Here is a 20,313-nt window from a genome sequence, read left to right on the forward strand (position 1 = left end):
TGCATGTTCTATATATTCATTTTTTATATGCAACACTTCCTACAATCCACTTTGCAACACTCGCTAAAGGGAATTTTTTATTTTCATTTATACATAGACTTTCCTTTGTTTTTGTGTCATATAAATACAAACCCAATTCCATAGAAATTGGAATGAGTTTTTGCACATTTTTCACAAAAATTTTTCTATGCTCCATCGCTTTTCCACCTTACCTATACAAAAACCATCAAAGAGCCTTCCTCCATACATATCTAAAATATGATTAACAAATACGATAATTTGCTCTTTCTCTCCTGTTTTATAAAATTGTTCAAACACTGTTACAAACTCTTCTGCAAACTGTTCATCATATTTCTTCAGCGCCTTCATAAACCACTTCGATTGTCCGGTCCAACAATTATTCATTCGCAATACGAACTCATGAACAAGATTTGCAAGATGATTTGCGATAAACAATTCCTCTTCTCGTTTTGTTGCACCTATAAAATCGTCTAACACATCCGTAATAAAATATCGTTTCTGTTGCATTGTTTCTTCCGTCCAAGATTCAGGCCCTTTTTCTAATAGTTGCTGCGCCTCTTTCTTTATCACTGGTATGTTCCCTTTTATATCTTTTAAAACAATTCCTTCTACAACGAGCTGCGGCAAAGAAGGACGACCGCGTTTACAATCACTCGCAAAAAAATCTTTATAAGATGTAAAGTTGTGCACAAACACCTCAACAGGCCACCCATAAGCTATGAAAGATTCACGATATGCAGACGAAAGCGTGCCATCAAAAATAATAATATCCAAATCCGAAGTATTTGTTCCTTCTCCCCTTGCAATACTTCCTCCTAAAAGTGCCGCATCACAAGTTGGAAATTGAGATGCTAGAACTTGTTTAGCTGCCTCCATTGGTTCCATTTTCATATATCCCCCTCTTATTTTGTTTTCTCTGACTTTCATCTAATACTTACGATATATTCGACATTTATTTCTTTTTTCCTATTTTTCATAAAAAATATGGTATGTGAAATTATATAGATTTAATTTAATAAAATATGGATGAAGATACGTAGTTGTTCGTAAGAATTCCACACTTCAAGCGTTAGTTAAGTGGGGGTAGTTCAATTATTTAACGCTATTGTTTATTAGCTTAAATAGAAGCTATTTTGAACGTAAGTAATTTGTAAGGAATGGGTAAGAAAAAAGAAAGTTTCATTGTGTATGATAAAAATATAACGAAGTGTGAACGGCGGAATAGATATGACCTATATATGAAAAACAAACCAGTTAACAAGAGTATTTCAAGAAAAAGAAGTAATTTCTGGAGTTAGCATACATGTGAAAAAAAGAGGGATTTACCGCTTGTTAGGACAGAGTGGCGTTAGTAAAACAACATTTATGGAGATGATAGCTGTGTGATTAATATGGAACAGTAAACAACCACCTATACAATATGAATAGAGGAGAGGAATGCCTTATGAAAATGCGTAGTCAAATTACATTTGCAAGCCTGGCCCTTTTAATAACTGGAAGTTCCCTGCTATACACATCACCAACTTCAATTGTAAAAGCAGAGCCCACTCAAAATGTATCTAGTTCGTTACACACAAGCACTCAACGAGATCGTAATTCCATCAAGCAAGCAATGCGGGATACACTGCAACTTGGATTCCCGGGGATACTTGCTAAAACTTCTGAGGGTGGAAAAACGTGGGGTTATGCCGCTGGGGTAGCGAATATGAGCACCAAGAAACCAATGAAAACAGATTTTCGCTTTCGTATTGGCAGCGTGACGAAGACATTCACTGCAACGGTTGTACTTCAATTAGCTGGAGAGAACCGCCTGAATCTAGACGATTCCATCGAAAAATGGTTGCCTGGTGTCATTCAAGGAAACGGATATGATGGTAAACAGATTACTATCCGGCAGATATTGAACCATACAAGTGGTATCGCTGACTACTTAAAGTCAAAAGACGTTGATATGATGAATACAAAAAAAAACATATATCGGTGAAGAAATAGTGAAGATTGGGCTTTCTCTGCCTCCAGACTTCGCTCCTGGAAAGGGGTGGTCTTATTCAAACACAGGATACGTATTACTGGGTATCCTTATTGAAAAAGTAACCGGAAACAGCTATGCGGAAGAGATTGAAAATCGGATTATTGAACCGCTTGAATTGTCGAATACATTTCTACCTGGCAATTCAAGCGTTATTCCAGGCACTAAGCATGCCCGTGGATATTTCCAACCAGACGAAGCAAGTGAGCTAAAAGACGTTACTTATTATAACCCAAGTATAGCTAGCTCGGCTGGAGATATGATTTCTACTGCCGACGACTTAAACAAATTCTTTTCTTCCTTGCTCGGTGGCAAATTACTGAAGGAACAGCAACAAAAACAAATGCTTACTACAGTTCCTACAGGAAGAGCAGAAATTAATGGATATGGTCTTGGAATCTATGAAACTAAGCTTCCAAACGGTGTCTCGATATGGGGACACACAGGTGGCATTCCAGGTTTTGTTACTTTTGCTGGAGGTATACTTGGCGGCAAGCATACGTTGGCCGTCAATTTGAACAGTACGGGTAGAGCTAACAGTCCTGATCCTTTTAAAAATATTTTACTTGCTGAATTTAGCAAGTAGGCAAAAAGGAAAACTGGATAAATTTTGTCATAGTTTTTATAATTTAAAATATATTTTTCTGGTTCCAAAACCCCCAACTTACTCTAAAAATAAACTTTGGGGGTTTTTGGAATTCCAGCGGCAATCCAACGCTATTAAGTTAATAAAAAAGAACGAATTTATATAAAAACGTTCTTTTTTATTATATTTATTTTTATTTTTCCAGTGATTATTATCTAGCAATTTTATCATGTACTTTTGACATTGTTTCCTCTTTTAGATTGCTGTGCTTTATCGAATAAAGAAAATAGATCGTTGCTCCAATGGCTAACCAAATACTGAAGTATACCCATGTTCTTAATGGCAAATTTAGCATTAAGAATAAACAACATATAATTGATATGATTGGTAAAACAGGTACAAATGGTACTACAAATCCACGCTTTAAATTTGGATGTGTTTTACGAAGAATAATAACTGATAGACTAACTAGCGAAAACGTTACCAAACCACCGATATTAACTAAATTAACCAGTTCTTTCAAATTGATAAACCCAGCTATTACGGAACTTCCTATTCCCGCCAATCCGACTGTAAAGGTTGGTGCTCCAGTCTTCTTATTAATCTTCGCAAGTGATTTTGGTAACAGTCCATCACGACTCATTGCAAAGAATACTCGAGTTGCTGCGTACATACTCGAGGAAATAACAGCCATAAGGCCAATTACAGCCCCTGCAGCAATTACACCACCGACTTTCCCTTGTCCTACAACTTCCATTGCATAAGCCATAGCTTCAGGTACATTTAACTCTTTATAGGGGACCATCCCTGTCATAACAAGACACACTATAACGTAAATAAGTGTACATATGATTAACGATAAAATAATACCAATGGGAAGATTACGTTGTGGATTTTTTACTTCTTCTGCCGAAGTGGCTAATATATCAAAGCCCATAAAAGCGAAGAATACGGCTGCTCCACCAGCAAGAACTCCACTTAAACCGTATGGTGCAAATGGTACCCAGTTCTCTGGCTTTACATAGAATATACCAACCATAATAAATAATACAACCATTCCAATTTTAATTAGCACCATTATGTTATTGATACGTTTACTTTCCTTCGTGCCACGCGATAACATCCATGTTAATAGCAATGTAATGATTACCGCTGGTAAATTCATAATACCACCTTGTGATGGAATCGTTAACAGAGATTTTGGTATCTCTAATCCAAATCCACTTATTAAATTGTGGAAATATCCTGTCCATCCACCAGCGACAGCCGCTGTTGCCACGATATATATTGAGAGTAGCGTCCAACCTACTAAATGAGCCACAAACTCACCGATTGTTGCGTAGGAGTACGTATATACACTACCTGACGTCGGGAGTGTAGAAGCAATTTCTGCGTAACATAATGCTACAAATCCACAAACAATCGCTGCAAGTACAAATGAAAAAATAACTGCTGGACCAGCATCTTTTGCTGCTACTAATCCAGTTAACACCAGAACTCCCGTCCCAATTATCGAGCCTATTCCTAACATAATTAAATCAAATGCTCCTAATGTTTTCGTTAAGCCCTTACTTTTATTATGCTCTAACAATTGTGTAACAGATTTCTTTTTTAATATCTTACTCATATCCCCTGCATCCCCTTTAAAAAATACGGTATATTCTTCTAGTTCTTGTTACATCCCCTTAAGTTTATTTAGACTTTAGCTAAAGCCAAGTTATCAATTTTATAGTGTATAGGTGTATGGTATTTGATAGACTTATTAATGCTTTTTCCAAATTCTTTATATGAATCGATTCCATTAGCATTGATTAATTATAGTTATCTAATTCCATTGTTTTACCAACCTTTTTAATTTATAAAACTAATATGAGTGAAGGTTGAAATGTTTTATTTTTTTGAATATTCAAGTCGGATTTTGATTATCTTTGTCGAATCATACCGATTATTGTAATTAAGGATCATATATTTGTAAAGTGTTATTTTTTTATGAATCTCTTACGATAAAAAAGATTCATAATCGTTTGAAAGTAGCAAGACCGGAGAAAAAATATCACAGAGAGCATTAGCTGAAATGGTAGAAGTATCTAGGCAAACAATTAGTTCTATTGAAATAACGTTTTACGGCTTTTAATTTCTCTCCAATTGTAAATTTAGCCATAAGAAAAAGCACCCCAATTGTTAGAAAGTGTCTAACAATTGGGGTGCAGTACATTATTTAGGATTCCTTTTGTAGATTTTTAATAGGAACATTTAATTTGATTTTTCGATTAGTCATATAAACTCCCATTAGTATAAAAATTAATCCAATGATTAATTTCCAACTTATAGCTTCACTTAAAAGAATATATCCCCAGAAAATAGCTGATACTGGTACTAAATATGTAGATATTGAAGCAAAATCTGGGCTTCCTTTTTGAATTAAGTAAAAGTAAAGTAAATACGCTATACCTGATCCAAATACACCTATTCCAATTAATGCGCCTATATGATGCCATGATATCTTAGTTAAAATTTGAATTGGATCTTCTAACAATAAAACTATGAAACCGCTACATATACTACCGACTAATAGTGTGCCTAAAGAAATTTGAAACATGGACATTTCTTTAAGATAACGTTTTGTTATATGGGTAGCTAAACCATAGCAAAATGTTGCTGTCAACATAGCGAAAAAATTTAAAGAATTTACTGAAAAAACATTAGACAGATGTAAGTCCGAGAGAATTAAAATACCTATGAATCCAATAAATAAACCTATAAGTTGATTGCGATTAGAACGTATACCAAAAAATAAAATTCCTAAAATCATTGTCCATAAAGGTTGGGTTGCATTTAAAACGGAAGCTAAATTACTAGTCATTTTTTGTTCGCTAAAACAAATAAGTGTCCATGGAATTACAGTATTTAGTATTCCTACAGAAATTAAAGGTATAAATGGAATTTTCCCTTTAAAAGATTTGCGGAAAAACGGTATAAGTACAATTAGTGTTATAACTCCAAAAGTTGAACGTAAAAATGCTACAACTAAAGGGTTAAAATCTGCAACTAACACCTTGAAATAATAGAAAGACCCTCCCCAAATAAGACTTAACATAATGAGTGCAAGGTATAATTTACGAGACATTTCTTCCCCCCTCTTTATTTGTATAGATTCGGTTTTTATATATTCGCCAAAAGTTGAAAAATGAAACAATTTTCCAAGGTAAAATATATCCGAGTGCTGCGGTTACAAACAGTGCTACCTCAGTATCCGTACTGAGCCACTTTAAATAACCGCGAAGTAGAAATCGGATAATAAAAACAATAATAAAGACGATGATGAAACTTCTATTTTTTGTAGCGTAGATATGTTGATCAGACCGGAGTTCATAGTAGTCGTTCGAATAAGTGGAATAGATAAAAGAAATCCAAAGATAAGTGCACAAATCCATCCCCAGCCAGCAGCATGAATCTTTGGATTCAAATTAATGGGAATACTAGGTAATAGCAAATATAATACATAATAATATTTCTTTCCATTTACCACCTATAACATCAAGAGTTTCCTCAATAGGAAAATTGTATTCTTTTGTAAAATCTCCTCTCCCTACAATAGCTTTAAATCTAAAGATCATGAACAAGGCGCTAAGCCCCTTTCTTCTCGTTTTTATAGGAACCATAAAGTTCCTATAGCACTTTAAAGTGCCTGCTTTAAAGTGTGTAATTAAGAGGTTATTATATACCATATAATACCAATACCACCGAATGTTGTACAATATCAAAATGGTATTGATGTTATCTATTATTCTTTGAAAAGAGGGAGTATTTATGAAAACACTTGTAATCATTGCACATCCAAATATTGAAGAATCTCGAGTGAATAAACGTTGGCTTGAGGAAATTAAAAAATATCCAGAAGATTTTACTGTACATGAAATATATAAACGTTATCCAGATTGGAACTTTGATCTTGAATATGAACAAAATCTATTATTAGAACATGATCGTTATATTTTTCAATTTCCATTCTATTGGTACAGCTCTCCCCCGTTGTTAAAAAAATGGTTTGATGATATTTTTACATACGGATTTGCATATGGTTCTAAAGGGGATAAGCTCCAAGGAAAAGAGTTTGGTCTAGCAATTTCTGCAGGTGTAGTAGAGAGGGAGTATCAAGCAGGTGAAGCAAATGAGTATACATTAAGTGAATTATTAAAACCTTATCAGGCTTCATGCCTTTATACTGGTATGAAATTCTTACCGACTTTTGCTGTATACGGTGCGGAACATAACTTAACAGATGAAAAATTAGAAGAAAGTGCTAAAAACTACATTCTTCATATGCAGAATCTTTCTAAAAAATAAGAGTTTAATCATCTTTTTTTCTTAAAGATAAAATTGTCATTTAGGGTCCTGAATATAGGACCTTTTTTTCGGTTCTGGTGCAAACATGATTTGTTAGAAACATAGAACCTCAATATCCTTTTCATCCATAAAATATGATGCTAATCTAAACAATTTATGTATGAACTCAACTTTATTTCGGGCAGACTTTACCCCTTGGTGAACTTGTCCCTTTTTCATTATATGCATGGCTTCGATACCACTTATCATCCAAGAAGCCGTTTGAAAGGACTTTAATCCTAACATCGAACGAACTGGCTTCTTTATATCTTATGCTATGATATTGTTAAGATATTTAGCTACGGTTAGGTTCCACTTTAACTGGAGCCTCTTTTGGAGCAATCAGTAATACTTTATCTACTGAAACAGCTTACTTATCTGACGCTTCCGCTGCTGCTATAAATTCTACTACTGGAATTAAACTAATAAGCGGACTTGCTAAAGGCGGACAAAGTTCATCATTAGATAATTTTCCTGTTAACATTGTTCTAACAGATGTAACCCCAGTTACGTTAGCTGTAATGCCACTTTCTAGTAGTGCTTTTGTTAACGTAGTTTTTCGTACCCACAAGGATTGGTGATATTTTTATAATTTGTAAAATTATAACTTCATAATACCTCTCCACTCCAACCTTTTATAGATTCTAAAAAATAACAATTTTACTACTTTATTAATTAAATAAAAATCAAAAAATCTCACATGTACTCCTTAAAATCTTTCCATACATGTAAACATATTTTTTTACAACACTATACATAAAATTGCTAATATAATAGAATGAGATGGAATGGAATTATAGAAATAGAAAGAAGGACATTTATGCGTAGCAAATCATCTCTTGTAACCTTATTTAAAAGAGCTTTTATTGTGTGCATAGGAATTTCGTGCATATATGAAGTATCCGGAGGACCGAAACACATTGTAAATGCTAGTACAGAAGATTCCTCACAATCAGTTCAGCTAGTAAGTGAAATACAAACTGCACTAGCTCCAAAACAAGCACCCGACCACTATAATGGTCAAGTTAGAAAAGTAGCTTATCTTACTTTTGACGATGGACCAGGAAAATTCACAGCTCAATTATTGGATATACTAAAGCAAAACGATGCGAAAGCCACTTTTTTCCTAATTGGTTCCAATGTTAAAGCATATCCTGACTTAGTTAAACGTGAAAAATCAGAAGGACACTATGTTGGGATGCACAGTATGTCTCATGACTATAATAAATTATACAAACAAGGCGGTTACGTAAATGAAATGACAGAGGATCAAACATTAATAGCCAACATTCTTGGCTATGCCCCAAAATTAACACGTCCACCATACGGTTCTATGCCAGGCCTTACAGAAGCTGAGAGAAATCAAGTCGTTGAAAAGGGTTTGCGAGTATGGGATTGGACAATTGATTCTTTAGATTGGAAATATAATAAAATACCGGTCGATGCTGCTTCTGCTAAAGTTGTACAACATGTACTTGAAGGTGCAAAGTCAAACACAGAAGTCATTCTTTTACACGATATTCATCCCCAATCCGTTGCTGCTGTACCTGCTATTATTAAAGGATTAAAGGAAAAAGGTTATGAGCTCGACAGTTATAATGAAAATGAACATTTCCCACTAAACTTCTGGCATGATAAACGAATTTAACATGGTAAAAGGCTTACATTCTATACAATAGAATGTAAGCCTTTTATATTTTCATAATAAAGTGAAGCTTTCATCAGTAGGGAATTTATTGCTCTTTAATACGGATAAAATTATATTTTTCATACGGTATATGAAATTAAATGATATCTAGTTCGCAAAGCAAATGAACCATAATTAACAGCTCCTAGTAATATAATTTCTTTCTTAACTGGCTGAATGCGTATCAATATGCAAATGTCTTAACTTATCAGGGTTTAAAATATTATAAATAGATTTAATTTTATTTCCTTCAAATTCAAAACTCAGTACTGATTGTTATGCATAATTAGACAAGTAAACTCGCCTGATCCCATGTTCGTTCTCGAATACGAGCACCAATCTTTCCTGATAAAATAAAATCAAGTCCCCATTTTTGGACCCAAACAAAGCCATTATTAGGTCCGAGACTAATACAATATAATTTAACCGGATACGCTTTGTGAGTAATATAATTAGATATTCCATATATCTCATTTTTTAAAATTTCGCTTAACCTCGTTGCCTGAGGAATCGCTTCTTTACATGTCATTCCATCCACTTGATTCGTTTTTTTGTCAACAATTCTTGCACAGTCTCCGATTGCATATATATGTGAATGCCCTTTTATGCAGTACGTATCAGTAACTAATATTTGATTCTCATTTGACAAAGGAAGATGGAACGTTTGAATAATAGGATTCACTTGAACACCTGGTGTCCAAATACATTCTCCCGCTGTATATGTTGTTCCATTTGTACAAAGTAATTTACCATTTTCAAATTGTTTCACTCTCGTTTTAGACACAAATTTTATCCCGATTTTTTTGAGTTCGTAAACTAATCTCTCACTTACTTTTACTGGCACTCCTTGTAATAAATGTTCTTTTGAGTCAAACAAAATGACCTCTATCTCACCTGGATTAAGCCCTGCTTTTTGAACTTCTTCTTTAAACCAAACACATATTTCTGAAGAAGTCTCAATACCTGTAATTCCTCCGCCAACAATAGCGATCCGTAGCAGTTCACGTCTCACCTCTCTATTCTCTTCTGCTTTGGCTAATTGAATTAAAGAAAGCAATTTTTCTCTTACTTCTAAAGCACTCTTCACGCTTTTTAATGTTGTCCCGCCTAGCGTACTAGGAATTTCTTGGATAACACTCCCAAGAGCTAAAACGAGATAGTCATATTGTATGGTTCTTATTTTTTCATTTTCAATTTTTATAGCAATCTCTTTCTCAGAGTGATTACATGCTATCGCTTCCCCTTTTATATATTCCATTCCATCTGTACAATACCTTTTTAGTGGAACTTTTAAGTCTACATCTTCAACAACTGATTTAAACAACAAAACTTTTCGGAAATGAAACGAATTTTTATCTACTAAAGTAATTTTTACTTCTTTTCCTATTAAATGACCTAATTCTTTTTTTAATCCATTTAGCAAATTAATACCAGCGAATCCTCCGCCTAAAATAACAATATGTTTCATTTTATTTCCCCCCTTACCCTTAAAACGATTTGAGCTCCTGACTTGTGACATATTGAAAAGGGAAATTAAGAAAAAAACTACCTGTCGCTCCAATGAATATAGAAACAGGTAGTTTTTTTAAAATATACATTTCATTTAAATGTTTCACTTTATACAAATTACTTGACCCTTTGTCATTTGTACTAGTTCATCAGGTGTTAAACGAAATATTGCTTTCGGGTGCCCTGCAGCAACCCAAATCACATCATACTGCAAAAGATCTTCATCAATGAATGTCATAATAGGCTCTGTATGTCCTAAGGGCGGAACACCTCCGATTACAAATCCAGTATGTTTACGTACAAAATCAGCATCAGCTTTTCCTAATGTATCATCTAGCTGTTTAGTAATTTGCTTTTCATTAATTCGATTTATTCCACTCGCAACAACTAACAGTGGTTTATCGATTGTTTTGAGCCTAAAAATAATCGATTTACCAATTTGCGCAACTTTGCAGCCAATTGCTTCTGCTGCTTCTTGAGCAGTTCTTGCACTGTCTGGTAATTCTATTACTTGATTTGTATATCCTAGTTCTAACAATTTATTTTGTATCCGTTGTGCACTTTCTTTCAAATCTTGCATATATTTCATTCCTTTCAACTTTCTAAAATATTTACTATCTATTCTTTTTATAAAGCAGAGACTCCTCTTATTATGCAGAATCAATTTTACCTATTCCATAAAACATAAAAAAGCATCCCCTTCATATAAGGGGATGCTAGCAGTTATTTTGCTTCTTTATACATCGCTGCTACTTGCTTTTGAAGCTCTTCGTTCTCTAAATACTCATCATATGTCGATTGTTTATCAACAACACCGCTTGGCGTTACTTCAATAATTCGGTTTGCAATCGTTTCAACGAACTGATGATCATGAGATGTAAATAGAATTGTACCTTTAAATGCCATTAAACCGTTGTTTAATGCTGTGATAGACTCAAGGTCTAAATGGTTCGTTGGATCATCAAATGTTAATACGTTTGCACCGCTTAACATCATTTTAGAAAGCATACAACGTACTTTCTCTCCTCCAGATAAAACAGAAACATTTTTCTTTACTTCTTCACCAGAGAATAACATACGACCTAAGAAGCCGCGTAAGAAACTTTCAGATTCGTCTTGTGGTGAGAATTGACGTAACCATTCCACTAAGTTATACTCACTATTTTTGAAGAACTCAGAGTTATCTCGTGGGAAGTATGCTTGAGATGTTGTTACACCCCATTTAAATGAACCGCTATCCGGCTCCATTTCACCCATCAGGATTTTGAATAGTGTTGTCATCGCAATATCATTACGGCCGATAAATGCAACTTTATCACCTTTATTTAAAGTGAAATACACGTTATCTAATACTTTTTCACCGTCAATTGTTTTTGAGATGCCTTCTACTGTTAATAAATCATTACCTACTTCACGCTCTGGTGTAAAACCAACGAATGGATAACGGCGAGAAGATGGTTTAATATCATCTAATGTAATTTTTTCTAATAATTTTTTACGAGAAGTTGCTTGCTTCGCTTTTGATGCGTTTGAACTAAAGCGCGCAATAAAGTTTTGTAATTCTTTTACTTTCTCTTCTTTTTTCTTATTTGCATCTTGTGTTAACTTTAATGCCAATTGACTAGACTCGTACCAGAAGTCGTAGTTACCAACATAAAGTTGAATTTTACCAAAGTCAAGATCCGCCATATGTGTACATACTTTATTTAAGAAGTGACGGTCATGGGATACAACGATAACTGTGTTTTCAAAGTTCATTAAGAAGTTTTCTAACCACTGAATTGCTTTTAAGTCTAAATGGTTGGTAGGCTCATCTAGTAATAAGATATCTGGCTGACCAAATAACGCTTGTGCAAGTAATACTTTTACTTTCTCTGCCCCTGTTAACTCAGACATTTTTTTCGCATGAAGGTCTTCACCAATGCCTAGCCCTTTTAAAAGGATCGCAGCTTCTGATTCTGCTTCCCAACCATTTAATTCAGCAAATTCGCCTTCTAACTCAGCTGCGCGCATACCGTCTTCATCGCTGAAATCTTCCTTCATATAAATCGCATTCTTCTCTTGCATTACTTCATAAAGACGTGTATGTCCCATAATAACTGTTTCTAATACAGGGAATTCTTCATATTCAAAGTGGTTCTGTTTTAAAACAGCTAAACGCTCACCTGGTGTAATATGAACATCTCCTGTCGATGGATCAATTTCACCAGATAGAATTTTCAAGAATGTAGATTTACCAGCACCGTTTGCTCCAATTAAACCGTAACAGTTACCTGGTGTAAATTTTATGTTAACATCTTCAAAAAGCTTACGATCTGCAAAACGTAAACTTACGTTACTTACTGTAATCATGTAGTTCCTCCTAGTAATACCGCTGCATCCAGCGTTTTCTCACCGAATGTCCTAAAAGTCGCAGTTTACGACTCACTTATTTTAGACTATAGCTATTATATAGTAGAACTTGAATGAATAGCAACGATAGATTCATTTTCTACAAGGAAATCAAAAGGTTTCTGCAGCAGTTTCTTCGTCTTTCTCTCATAAATTTTGCTTCACAATCCTATACATTAAATATCGCCTAAATACAATTCTCTTTCTACAAATGTATATTACTATTCGAAAAGTAGCTCCGGAAGCATCACTTTTTGTTCAAAACGAGTAGACAATACCATTTAAAAAGTGATTAAAGGAGATGTTAATGTATGAGCTGTCATAACAATCAAAATCGTTCCAACGTTTTAAAGATACAACGCAAAACTTCCAATTTTGATGCTTGGAAATATGAGTCTATTTATAAATATTCTCCTCTATTTTCGTATAAAAAGCTTTTCAAAACTTTTTTTCGTATCTTTTCCACAAAAACAAAAAATTAAATAACTAAAGTTATTGATATGAAGAAAACTATTATAAGTAAACAATTGACTCATCTTTACACCACTAAAGGAATATTTAAATACAACTAATTCTATTAGTTGTATTTATCTAGTTTTTCGACATTTTATTTTTTGAATTTTTCGTGAAATTAAATTATCATGAATTAAGACCTATTGAAGGCGGAGGGATTGTTGTGCAGAGTCAAATTGAGTTTCAAATATACAATTTTTATAAAGAAGATATACTTAGTCTTATTGCTCTTTCAGCTTCAGTTGGTTGGGATTATGACGAGGATGAAATCAATACCATTATGTCAGCAGGTACTATATATGGGCATAAAACAGAGCAAGGTGAAATTATTTCAAGCGCAGCCCTTATTCCTTATGGAAATAAGTTAGCTTCTATAGGAATGGTAATTGTGAATGAAAATTACAGAGGTTATGGATTAGGTAAGAAGGTTATACAAGCTTGTATTGATTCAGTACCTAATAATGTCACAATTATGTTAGCTGCAACTGCAGAAGGCTATCCTCTTTATAAAAAATTAGGGTTTCAATCCGTTACTTGTATACATAAATTAATAAGTGATAACAATAATTCATTTTACCACATCAAAAAAAATCATGATTACGACATTGTTCCGTTAACTGATACTCATTTTAATGATGTACATAAATTGGATCAACGTGCAGTCGGAGCAGATAGAAAATTGTTCCTTAAATCTAGAATTAAACAAGCAAAACAAGGAGTAGTAGTCAGAGCAAAAAATGGAGATTTAATTGGCTATGGATTAAGCATAGAGGGACCAATTCATTTAATTCTTGGCCCCATTGTAGCACTTAATCATGATGTAGCAACTCATATCATTCATCACCTTGCTACAGGCTACAAAGGAAAACTTAGAATAGATGTGCCTGATGGGCAAAGTTCATTTATAACATACTTAGAACAATGTGGATTTAAAAGAGTAAGCCAACCACCAATAATGATTAAAAACTCAATTCAATTACCAAGAAGAAATGGTACACTTTATGGCATTGCTGCTCAAGCTTTCGGTTAAAAAATTTATCCCTCATTAACGGACAGTAAAAGCCCAATTGGTTCAACTAACAATCAGTGGGGATGAAAAAAAAACCACTGATTGTTAGTTGAACTTTATCATTTCAAAAATAACTAACTCCTAATTTCTCGGTTTTATAAACGAGAAATTAGGAGTTCCTTAACATTGTAAATTCGTATTTTCTCGACTCTATCCAATTGTATTATGAACATCCATTTTCTCATTTTTTGTTTTAAGTAAAACAAAAGATAGTCCAGCCGAAATACAAATAAGTATAGCTCCAAATATATACACCATTCTGATACCTAAGTATTCAGCTATGAGCGCAATTATAAAAATGGAAAGACTCGAAATCGTTGATAATAAGACGCCGCGAGATGCATATACTTTTGGAAGGAATGATACATCTATGTTTGTTTGAAATGCAGTTTGCTGTGCTACGTCCCGTATTTGATATGCCGGACCCATCGCGATACAGAGTATAAGTGATAAGACAGGAATACTACTAAGCCCATATAATAAAGTAAGAATGCTAAATAAAAAAGATCCTGCTGCCATACTGAGTATAAGATTTTTTTGAATCTTTTTTGCTAAATATATTGTTATAAACCCTCCTACAATTGTACCGATATAATAGCAAGCATTAATATAGCCCCACCATTGTTCTCCTTTGTGAAGTATTTCTTTTACATAAACCAACGTAATCGTACCAACCCATATTTGCCCTGCAATCCCTTCAATTACATCCATTAAAGTAACTAATCGCAGAGTTGAGTTACTCCAAAGGTGAATCCATCCTTCCTTCATGAGAGTCCATTTGGATGCATCTTGATTTTGTGTCATCTGATCATAAAGAGAGCGAATTGCTATATACAAACAAACAATCGAAATCCATAACAAGACAGCCGTTATTAGTAAAATAGGAATATGTCCTATTTTTACGACAATAAATCCTGTCAGGGTATAACCGCCAATTTGTACCGCTTGATTGGAAATACTTAACAAGCTATTAGCTTTCACGAGCTCTTCCTTTAAAACAATTTGGGGGACTATAGAATTTAACAAGGGACTCCCCCATCCTTCTACGAAAGAAAGTATCAATATGTAAGCGAATAAAATATAAATATGAGAAGTTAAGAGCGTAAATCCTAATAGTAATAAAGTGATCAAAATGGTTTTAGTAATTTGTAAGTTTACAAGTGCTTTTGACATAGAACTTTTTTGTAGGATTAGTGGTGCTGACAAGCCAGCTATTAATCTTGTAAGGGCCTTAAAAAAGGGAAATAAAGAAGCGAATAATACAGATTCCGTTTTCTGATAAATATAAGTCGTAATGACCATGATGTATACGACATCAGCTAACGAAATGCTTGTTTGAGCTATCCAAAATGAATAAAATCTATAATTTTTCATCGCCACCTCCAGATAAGAAATATAATTTAATTAAAATAATTATAAAATAAAAAATATTAAAAATAAACAGAAACATAAGATAATATAAAATTTTTAGGAATAAGCGATGGCCAATTGAACACTTTTATATATGGGGAGTAAACGTGAAACACCTGCCACTTGAATGAATATGAAGATTACAAACAAAGAGTAGAACTTCTATAAGCTTAACTAAATTTCACCTGCACATTTCAAACAAACAAATGAATATACTATTTCATACATGACCATTGGAGTGAACTTATTATGAACCTCTTTCCAATAAGGGTTGTTGCTGGCACTCCTGTAGTAACCCCTTCCGTTCACGTTGCCGCTATTCATACGGCAAGTCCCGTTGTAGGAGTTGTAACGCCATTCATCTGGCCATATCCACCCATTCACTTATCGGTAACACATCCACAAATCATCTATCATTTCCATCACATCCCTTCAATATATAGAAAATATTGATGAACCGCTTAATTTTAAGAACGTAAAAAGCGCTACTTATAATTATATTTAGGTTAGATAAGTGAAACAGTTGAAATTAAAAGGACCACACATTTTAGATATGTCTAATATGTGTCTTATTAAAAAAATGTTTTAGACCATAGAAAAAAGTATTAGACTGTTAAAAAATAGTTGTAAGCCCAGTACCAGCGTTGCTGTAACCAGGGGCAAAGTAGACATAGCTTGAGAACCTCTTGCCCCATTGGTTACTAGTTAGTCTCTTTATTGTTTTGTATCTTACGATACAGAGTCATTCTGGAGATACCAGCTTTCTCTGCAGCATCCGTACGATTCATCCCTTGTTCCAAAAGATACAAGGCATAATTAACCTTTTCCTCATCGGTTTTCGGTCTTCTAGGATGTTTCCCTCGTTTCCTTGCAGCCTGAACCCCTTCTTTTGTCCTTTCAGAAGTTAAATCTCTTTCAAATTGAGCAATTCCAGCGAAAATGGTAAACAACATTTTTCCATGTGCTGTGGTTGTATCCAGCCATGATTCCTTTAGACTTTTCAAGTGTGCTCCTTTTTGAGAAATTAGTTCCGTGATCTCAATCAGATCTTTTGTAGAACGTGATAATCGAGTTAGATCTGTTACAACTACCGTATCTGTAAAATGATAATAAAGTTATTTAATTTTAAAAGCTCAAACAAGCATAACCCCGTTCTAAATTTAGGACGGGGTTAAAAATATAGTTGTTTAATTTTTAAAGTAAGATATTTCACTACACTAAAAAATATAATAATAAAGTCGTTTAAAAATCTAAGTTTTATTCAAAAAATAGCGCCCAATTGTTGAATATCAATTAATTCATTTTTTTTAAAACTTCTCCCCTATTAAATTTCAATAAGTATAGGAACAATCATTGGCTTTTTCTTAGTATGTGTATATACATATTGTCGTATTGATTTTTTTATTTGTTTTTTCATTACATTCCATTGGTTTCTATTTGCTTCTTGTAGCTCGTTAACAGTTTTTATAGTAAGGCGATTAACGTCTCTTCGGAGTTCTGAGAAATCTCTATCCACAAATCCACGAGAAATGGTATCGGGTTCAGAAATCAGTTTTCCTTCCGCTTTGCTCATAGTTAAAACAATCATGAGCATCCCATCCTCCGAAAGTTGTTTGCGGTCTCGTAACACAATTTCCCCAATATTATCGACACCCCCCCCGTCTACGTAGGTATTCCCCACTGGTATTTTCCGGGTCTGACGGGCAATGGTATGTTCAATATCGACGACATCGCCATTATTGATGATAAACGTGTTTCCTTGCTCTACTCCAACAGATTCACCTAATAAACGGTGATGGTGTAGCATTCTAAATTCACCGTGAATGGGAATAAAATATTTTGGTTTCATTAATGTAAGCATTAGTTTTAAATCTTCTTGATAACCATGGCCAGAAACATGCATTCCGGATGTACTTCCTGATCCATAAATCACTTTGGCTCCAAGTGCAAATAAGTTGTCTACGATACTCGTGATATTTCGTTCATTCCCAGGTATTGGACCTGCTGCAAAGATAACCGTATCTTCAGGTAAAATGTCGACACCGCGAAAGTTTCCAGTGGACAGGCGAGCAAGAGCAGCCAATGGTTCTCCTTGACTCCCCGTGCATAAAATGGCCACCCTTTCAGGAGCCATTTCATTGATTTCATGTGGGTCAATTAACATTCCATCTGGAACTGTTAAATAACCACGTTCCATAGCAACCGCTATAACATTAACCATACTTCGTCCAAGCAACGCAAGTTTTCGATTTGTTTTTTGCGCTGCATTCACGACTTGCTGAACGCGACTAATATTTGAAGCAAAGGTAGAAAGAATAACTTTGCGTTCGGCTTTCATGAAAGCTGCTTCCACATGTTCACCTACCATTTGTTCCGATGGGGTCAAACCAGGACGCTCTGCATTGGTACTCTCAGATAATAGAAGCAAGACCCCTTCTTTGCCGATTGCAGCCATTTTATGAATATCCGAATTCTCATTATTCGCAGGGGTTAAATCGAACTTGAAGTCCCCCGTATGTACAATATTACCCTCTGGTGTGTGAAAGACTATTCCCAAGCAATCAGGAATACTATGGGTCACTTTGAAAAAACTTACACTTATTTCTCCGATTGTCAAGTTTGAGTTTGAGTTGATTTCAATAAGTTCACTTTCTCCTAGAAGTTTATGTTCTTTTAATTTGATTTCAATTAATCCTAGTGTGAAGCGTGTGGCATAAACGGGTACATTCAATTTTTTTAAGAAGAACGGGATCCCCCCGATATGATCTTCATGTCCATGTGTGACAATTAAAGCCCTGACTTTATCTTTATTTTCTACTAAGTAAGCTATATCAGGGATAATCAAATCAATTCCTAATAAACTTTCATCTGGAAACTTATTGCCACAGTCGATAATCACGATATCGTTTGAATATTCAATAGCATACATATTTTTCCCGATTTCATTCAAGCCGCCTAAGGCGAAGATAGATAATGCATTTTCTATTGTACTCAAATTTATATCCTCCCAATTTAAATATAATCTTAGTATGCCCTTTGGGTTTCCCTTTATCAGTGGGTTGAATGCTCGAGCTTCCTACAAAAAAGGGAACTCTAGACCGTTTTTCCCTAAAAATAATGACTACAACATTGATGTCTTAGTTTCCCACATCGTTATTGAAGTCTTTCCTCCCATGGAGACAGCTGCTATTGAAATCACTCATGGTTTTCGATTCTTAATAAAGACACAATTCAGAAAGATATGAAAGTATGTCAGACAACTTGGTAGAACTAGTAAAAACACAACCTGGATTTATTAGGATTGAGAGCGTAAGAGATACGAAGAGTATAGTATTACAATTTCTTATTGGGAATCCTTAGAAGCAATTCAAAAATGGAAAGCTAATACGACTCATCAAGTAGCACAACAAAATGGAAAAGAAACGTGGTACAGCCAATATAACGTGTAGATTTGTAAGGTGGTAAGAGATTATTCTTTTAAAGGAATTGATTGAGTTAGTAAATTCGTCTAAAGGAGCTTGTAATTAAGCGACCTTTTTCGCTCTAACGGCGCGTTTGTTCAACCAGAGGAATAGAAAAATAATCAAACTTTATTCTAATCCAACAGGTATTCCATTAAAGAGCCAGATTGTTTAGTAAGCATATTTTAATAAGACTGTATAAATATTGATACATGTACAGTTTCTCCTTAGGGGAAAATTCATAAATATTAAAAAATATACTACAATCAATTAATTTTCAGAAACATGTTAGAGTGTTATTCCCCTATTTCGCGGGATGTGCAAAAACAAACAATTACCTGAGGTTAAATTCATACAAAAACTAATAGCAAACATTAAAAAGACTTTGCCTACCCTTTTAGTATGGAAACACGTCCCATTTTCAGGTATCTAAAAAAGTGAAGCCTCTGGTTTAAATAATCAGAGGCTTCTTATAGTTACCATAATTTCCGTTATCAGAAGTCAATGTATCTATGTATTTAAAAAGTGTATGAGAAGCCCTTTCAAAATTAATCTGAAAGGGCCACATTGATTTATTCCTTATACTTTATCATTTACGGTACAGCTTGTACTTAGTTCAAATGTTTGTTCATTTTACTTAATTCTTTCGCTTCCCATTCTGAACGTAAAATGCCCATTATAATTCGGTCATAGCGTTTTCCATCTCGATAAACAGCTGATCTTATTCTCCCTTCATGTAAGAAACCAACCTTTTCGTAGGCACGGATTGCTCTTGTGTTATATTCAATTACATCTAAGCCTACACGATCTAGATTTAATTCATGAAATGCAAAACGAAGAACAAGCTGCAAAGCATCTGTTCCATAGCCTTTGCTCCGATGTTTTACTTCTCCTATGCCGATAGCTAATAGCCCCGACCGATTATTCCATTCGATTTTATGAATAGCGACAAAACCAATTAACTCATTATCTAGAATTGTACGTAACGGAAAATAAGCACCATTTGAAATTTGCCTTCCTTCTGCTTCAAATTGTTCTTTTGTTTTTGGCAAAGCAATATCCGTATCAACATTACGAAGATATTCTGCATCCTCGCTCCATTTCTCCATTACTTTTGCATCCTCTGGTTTAATTGCAGAAAGTCGAACGTATTTACCGTGAAACAGATTAGAAATATTCACTGTCATTATCTTGTCTCCTTATAATTATTGTTTACTCACCTCGTTATTTACTACCATTGAGAATTCACGC

Annotated in this window: 17 protein-coding genes and 3 pseudogenes; 5 read left to right on the top strand and 15 right to left on the bottom strand. The window is 34.3% G+C overall.

From position 1 onward, the window contains the following. Positions 1-16: 16 nt before the first annotated feature. Both WAX78_RS03020 and WAX78_RS03025 read right to left on the bottom strand, forming a co-directional pair. The gene (locus WAX78_RS03020) at positions 17-196 is read right to left on the bottom strand and encodes a hypothetical protein (RefSeq protein WP_336480811.1); all 180 of its coding nucleotides are present in this window, start codon (positions 194-196) and stop codon (positions 17-19) included. After that, positions 172-906: a nucleotidyltransferase domain-containing protein gene (locus tag WAX78_RS03025; RefSeq protein WP_336481348.1), complete on the bottom strand. Its 735-nt coding sequence runs from the start codon at positions 904-906 to the stop codon at positions 172-174. The genes WAX78_RS03020 and WAX78_RS03025 overlap by 25 nt, the downstream gene beginning before the upstream one ends. A gap of 559 nt (positions 907-1,465) precedes the next feature. Here WAX78_RS03025 and WAX78_RS03035 point away from each other — a divergent pair. Next, a pseudogene (locus WAX78_RS03035) lies at positions 1,466-2,636 on the top strand (serine hydrolase domain-containing protein). A 211-nt stretch (positions 2,637-2,847) separates the two neighbouring features. Here WAX78_RS03035 and WAX78_RS03040 read toward each other — a convergent pair. Beyond that, on the bottom strand, positions 2,848-4,263 hold the full coding sequence (locus WAX78_RS03040; protein ID WP_336480812.1) for an amino acid permease: 1,416 nt from the start codon (positions 4,261-4,263) through the stop codon (positions 2,848-2,850). A 447-nt stretch (positions 4,264-4,710) separates the two neighbouring features. Here WAX78_RS03040 and WAX78_RS25135 point away from each other — a divergent pair, with 447 nt between their 5' ends. Continuing rightward, positions 4,711-4,770 carry a hypothetical protein gene (locus WAX78_RS25135; protein WP_413789164.1) on the top strand — a complete coding sequence of 20 codons (60 nt, stop codon included), beginning with the start codon at positions 4,711-4,713 and terminating at the stop codon, positions 4,768-4,770. A gap of 84 nt (positions 4,771-4,854) precedes the next feature. Here the strand turns inward: WAX78_RS25135 and WAX78_RS03045 are convergent, their stop codons facing one another. The 3 genes from WAX78_RS03045 to WAX78_RS03055 are packed head-to-tail and all read right to left on the bottom strand — an operon-like array spanning position 4,855 to position 6,165. Next, positions 4,855-5,763, bottom strand: a complete 909-nt coding sequence (locus WAX78_RS03045) for a DMT family transporter (protein WP_336480813.1) — start codon at positions 5,761-5,763, stop codon at positions 4,855-4,857. Next, complete coding sequence (locus tag WAX78_RS03050; RefSeq protein ID WP_336481349.1) at positions 5,753-5,986, bottom strand: CcdC protein domain-containing protein; 234 nt, start codon at positions 5,984-5,986, stop codon at positions 5,753-5,755. Before WAX78_RS03050 ends, WAX78_RS03045 begins: the two co-directional genes overlap by 11 nt. Next, positions 5,905-6,165, bottom strand: a complete 261-nt coding sequence (locus WAX78_RS03055; protein WP_336481383.1) for a hypothetical protein — start codon at positions 6,163-6,165, stop codon at positions 5,905-5,907. The genes WAX78_RS03050 and WAX78_RS03055 overlap by 82 nt, the downstream gene beginning before the upstream one ends. Before the next feature lie 281 nt (positions 6,166-6,446). Between WAX78_RS03055 and WAX78_RS03060 the strand changes: the two genes are divergently transcribed. After that, positions 6,447-6,983 carry an NAD(P)H-dependent oxidoreductase gene (locus tag WAX78_RS03060; protein ID WP_336480814.1) on the top strand — a complete coding sequence of 179 codons (537 nt, stop codon included), beginning with the start codon at positions 6,447-6,449 and terminating at the stop codon, positions 6,981-6,983. A 93-nt stretch (positions 6,984-7,076) separates the two neighbouring features. On the opposite strand, the pseudogene WAX78_RS25300 reads toward WAX78_RS03060, so the two are convergent. Further along, a pseudogene (locus WAX78_RS25300) lies at positions 7,077-7,322 on the bottom strand (hypothetical protein); the annotation flags it as partial. Positions 7,323-7,392: 70 nt separating this feature from the next. Further along, a complete protein-coding gene (locus WAX78_RS03070; protein WP_336480815.1) occupies positions 7,393-7,593 on the bottom strand; it encodes a hypothetical protein in 201 nt (66 codons plus the stop codon). A 249-nt stretch (positions 7,594-7,842) separates the two neighbouring features. Here WAX78_RS03070 and WAX78_RS03075 point away from each other — a divergent pair, with 249 nt between their 5' ends. Beyond that, on the top strand, positions 7,843-8,670 hold the full coding sequence (locus tag WAX78_RS03075) for a peptidoglycan-N-acetylglucosamine deacetylase (RefSeq protein WP_336480816.1): 828 nt from the start codon (positions 7,843-7,845) through the stop codon (positions 8,668-8,670). A 325-nt stretch (positions 8,671-8,995) separates the two neighbouring features. Here WAX78_RS03075 and WAX78_RS03080 read toward each other — a convergent pair whose 3' ends face one another. From WAX78_RS03080 to WAX78_RS03090, 3 genes are all read right to left on the bottom strand, one after another. Continuing rightward, entirely contained in the window at positions 8,996-10,177 is a 1,182-nt protein-coding gene (locus tag WAX78_RS03080) for an NAD(P)/FAD-dependent oxidoreductase (protein ID WP_336480817.1), read from the bottom strand. A 144-nt stretch (positions 10,178-10,321) separates the two neighbouring features. Then, positions 10,322-10,807 (bottom strand): YbaK/EbsC family protein, encoded by a 486-nt coding sequence (locus tag WAX78_RS03085; RefSeq protein WP_336480818.1) that lies wholly within the window; start codon positions 10,805-10,807, stop codon positions 10,322-10,324. Between the two features lie 134 nt (positions 10,808-10,941). After that, positions 10,942-12,570, bottom strand: a complete 1,629-nt coding sequence (locus tag WAX78_RS03090) for an ABC-F family ATP-binding cassette domain-containing protein (protein WP_336480819.1) — start codon at positions 12,568-12,570, stop codon at positions 10,942-10,944. Positions 12,571-13,234: 664 nt separating this feature from the next. Here WAX78_RS03090 and WAX78_RS03095 point away from each other — a divergent pair. Further along, complete coding sequence (locus WAX78_RS03095) at positions 13,235-14,152, top strand: GNAT family N-acetyltransferase (RefSeq protein ID WP_336480820.1); 918 nt, start codon at positions 13,235-13,237, stop codon at positions 14,150-14,152. 189 nt (positions 14,153-14,341) lie between these two features. On the opposite strand, the gene WAX78_RS03100 is transcribed toward WAX78_RS03095, so the two are convergent. The 4 genes and pseudogenes from WAX78_RS03100 to WAX78_RS03115 form a co-directional block, all read right to left on the bottom strand. After that, entirely contained in the window at positions 14,342-15,565 is a 1,224-nt protein-coding gene (locus WAX78_RS03100) for an MFS transporter (RefSeq protein ID WP_336480821.1), read from the bottom strand. A 737-nt stretch (positions 15,566-16,302) separates the two neighbouring features. Next, a pseudogene (locus tag WAX78_RS03105) lies at positions 16,303-16,698 on the bottom strand (recombinase family protein); the annotation flags it as partial. Positions 16,699-16,925: 227 nt separating this feature from the next. Next, complete coding sequence (locus tag WAX78_RS03110) at positions 16,926-18,596, bottom strand: ribonuclease J (protein ID WP_336480822.1); 1,671 nt, start codon at positions 18,594-18,596, stop codon at positions 16,926-16,928. A gap of 1,077 nt (positions 18,597-19,673) precedes the next feature. After that, on the bottom strand, positions 19,674-20,249 hold the full coding sequence (locus tag WAX78_RS03115; protein WP_336480823.1) for a GNAT family N-acetyltransferase: 576 nt from the start codon (positions 20,247-20,249) through the stop codon (positions 19,674-19,676). Positions 20,250-20,313: the final 64 nt, after the last annotated feature.

It is taken from the genome of Bacillus yunxiaonensis, from assembly GCF_037104695.1.
GTDB classification, from domain to species: domain Bacteria; phylum Bacillota; class Bacilli; order Bacillales; family Bacillaceae_G; genus Bacillus_A; species Bacillus_A yunxiaonensis.